Source organism: Calditrichota bacterium, assembly GCA_014359355.1.
In the GTDB taxonomy this organism is placed as follows: Bacteria; Zhuqueibacterota; Zhuqueibacteria; order JANLFK01; family Oleimicrobiaceae; genus Oleimicrobium.
The window spans coordinates 1-3145 of record JACIZP010000094.1 but is presented as its reverse complement, the minus strand read 5'-3'; the positions used below and the strand labels follow the sequence as shown (position 1 = coordinate 3145).

At 59.2% G+C, this 3145-nt stretch carries 3 protein-coding genes; all 3 read right to left on the bottom strand.

Annotated features, from left to right (window positions below):
* Window positions 1-62: 62 nt before the first annotated feature.
* Window positions 63-950 carry an ATP-binding protein gene (locus tag H5U38_03945; GenBank protein MBC7186170.1) on the bottom strand — a complete coding sequence of 296 codons (888 nt, stop codon included), beginning with the start codon at window positions 948-950 and terminating at the stop codon, window positions 63-65.
* A 31-nt stretch (window positions 951-981) separates the two neighbouring features.
* Window positions 982-1899 carry a 1,4-dihydroxy-2-naphthoate octaprenyltransferase gene (gene menA / locus H5U38_03940; protein ID MBC7186169.1) on the bottom strand — a complete coding sequence of 306 codons (918 nt, stop codon included), beginning with the start codon at window positions 1897-1899 and terminating at the stop codon, window positions 982-984.
* Window positions 1900-1910: 11 nt separating this feature from the next.
* The coding region (locus H5U38_03935) for a long-chain fatty acid--CoA ligase (GenBank protein MBC7186168.1) at window positions 1911-3145 on the bottom strand (1235 nt) is incomplete at its 5' end.

The following is a 3145-nucleotide window of genomic DNA, read 5'->3' as shown; positions in this document are numbered from 1 at the left end:
TCGTGGACGGGACAACCGCCGCGCCTTGCCCGCCGGGCCACTTGCGCAGCCAGAAGTGCCTCTCATGTCCTCTTCTTGCCTGTTATGTATTTCACCATCACCAGCTTGTTGCCGAGAACCGGGTCAGCCTGGTAGCGAAGCTCATCCACGGAGCGGCGGATGATGTGGAGCCCGAAGCCGCCGGTTTTCCGATGGTCTGCAGCCTCGTAGACGTCGTACGATTCGCTGACCTCCTCCTTGAAGCTCTCCCCCTCGTCATGAACAACAACGGTCAGTCTCTCGTCGTTGTAGCCCACTGCCACGGAGATCCATTGCGTGGGATCCCCATGGTAGGCATGTTCGATGACGTTCAGACATGCCTCATACACGGCAATCTTCAACTTGGCAATTTCTCGTTCGGGCATGCCCGCTTGCGTGGCGAGTTCCGTCACAAAGTTGCAGACTTTGTACAACGCCTCAGGCTGACTCTGAATGCGAATGTGTTTCTTCACCTGACTTTCGTCCCGCTCCATAGCCGCGGGGGGCGGTGTGGCCAGGTTGGCCGTCTCCCGTTCCAACGCCGCAGCCGGTTTTTCGGCAACGGGTGCGCGCAAGGCACGCAGCTCGCGGAACGCTTCGCGCTCATCGCTGTCAATGGACAGGTAGGTCAACGGGCTGAAGGTCAGGATGTTGTTTTTCGCGGTCTGGGTGAGGTTGACCAACCGGACATCACCACCCGCTCGCCGAGCACGCGCCGTAGCCTCAAAAAGCGTGACGATGAAACTCGAGGAAGGGAAGCGCACACGCGACATGTCCACAACGATCTTGTACTGTCCCCGCTCGAAACAGCGTTCAAAAGACTTGTGCACTTCTGCCACCGCCGATGGGTGTCCTGCCTCCGCCGCCGGACGAAGCCTCACCACTTCGGCGCGCTCACCGATCTTCTCGACCAAGCTATCGTCTTCAGCCATCTCCCTCACTCCACCACGTCTCCATGGCCCTCTAAATGATGCGCGTCAGGGCATACGCGGCCGACAGCAATACCCCGACCACCGCGTGGATCATGATCGTCGTCGCATTCGCCGGCGTCAGACCTTGCGGTACGCTGTGGTAAGCCTTAGCGACCCTGATCGCCTTGGCCGCCAAGGGTAAGGTCACCAGCACGACCAACGCAGGCCCCGGCAACAGGCCACCAACGACACCAGCTGCCAAAACTACATACGAGAAGACAAGCATCATTGCGTACACGCCCGCAGCACTCTCCCGCCCCAAACGCACCACCCAATGCCGCTTGCCCACTATGGCATCCGCTTCTGCGTCCTGAAACTGGTTGATGAAGACCACAGCCGCGATCAGGACCGCCAGCGGCAGCGAGGCTACCACGGGCTCCCATGCCATGTGCCTGGTCTGCACGTAGTAGGCGCCCAGGGTCATCAGCGTGCCGAAGTTGAGCCCTATCACCACTTCACCAAGGCCTCGGCTGACCAACGCCAGCGGCGGGAACGTGTAGAGAATGCCGCTGAGGAGTCCGACCCCGCCGAGAATCAGGACTCCGTAGCCGACCCGCAACACCAGGTAGAGTCCGATCACACAAGCCAAGGCGTACAGGACTATTGCCTCACCGAGCACCTCCTTCGGACTGAGCCGACCGCTCTGGATGAGACGGCTACCGCCCGTGAACGGGCGCACAAAGTCGCGGTTCTTCTCATCCGCCCCGGTGAGGTGGTCGAAGTAGTCATTGATCACATTTGTACCAGCATGCAACAAGACGCCCCCGAGCAAAGCGAGGCCAAAGAGAAAGCCGTCCCATACCTGTTCCCTTGCCCAGGCAATTGTAGTACCCAGCACCACTGGCAGAATGCTGGCGGTGAAAAACGGTGCGCGCAGTTCCGCCAGAAATATGCCACACTTTCCTCTCATTGCACCCTGACTCATCGCTGCTCCCTGCTGCATTCTCCGCCGGGGCTCGCCTGCCGCGACTGCTGCGCGAAGTGCTCTGCAAGCAGTTCCCGCCGCAGCACTTTGCCGATCAGCGATTTTGGCAAAGCATCCCGAAATTCGATCTCCTTTGGCATCTTGAACTTGGCCAGCTTCCCCTGGCAGAACCTTAGAATGTCATCTGCGGAAAGGTGCGTCCCTTCCTTCGGAACGATGTAGACTTTCACGTGTTCGCCGTAGTATTCGTCGGGGACGCCTATTGCGGCTGCCTCCTGCACGCATGGATGCTCGTAAAGAACTTCCTCTATCTCCCGCGGATAGACGTTCAAACCGCCGGTCACTATCATGTCCTTCTTGCGGTCGACGATGTAGAAGAAGCCTTCCTCGTCCATGCGGGCAATGTCACCTGTGGCGAGCCAGCCATTCTGGAGCACCTGCGCCGTCTCTTTGGGATTCCGCCAATACCTCTTCATGACCTGCGGACCCCGAATCATCAACTCGCCGGTCTGGCCAGGCGGCAAAGGTTGCCGCGTTTCCAGATCGACCACACAGGCATCGGTCTCTGGCCACGGAAGGCCAATGGAGCCGGCCTTGCGCTTGCCATGGATGGGATTACAGTGAGTGACTGGGGAGCACTCCGACAGACCGTAACCTTCGACCAGCCTACCGCCTGTGAGTTGTTCGAATTTCGTCTGCACCTCTACTGGCAGGGGCGCTCCGCCGCTGATGCAGACCCGCACCGATGCCAGATTGAACTTGCCGGCCTTCGGATGGTGGTTGATGGCCACATACATGGTTGGCACCCCAGGGAAAATGGTGACTCGATACTTGTGAATCGCCTTCATCACCTGCATCGGCTCGAAACGTGGCAAGAGCACCATCGCCGACTTGCACTGGATAGCTAGGTGATGGCAAGCAGTCATCGCGTAACTGTGAAACAGAGGGAGAGCCGTGAGAATGACCTCCTGGCCATCCTTTATGTCCCAGACCCAATGACGCGCCTGAAGAGCGTTTGCGACGAGATTGGCATGCGTCAGCTCAGCCCCCTTAGCAAGCCCTGTCGTACCCCCGGTATAGAGCAGGATGGCGGTATCTTCTGGGCGCAGGTCCACCGGGGGAAGCGCCCCTTCGCCCCGCGAAAGTACTTCCCGAAAGTGATACAGGCCATCCCGCGAGGAAAAGCGCTTGTGGGTCTTGTCCTTGACCCGCTTCATTGCGTACAGTAGTC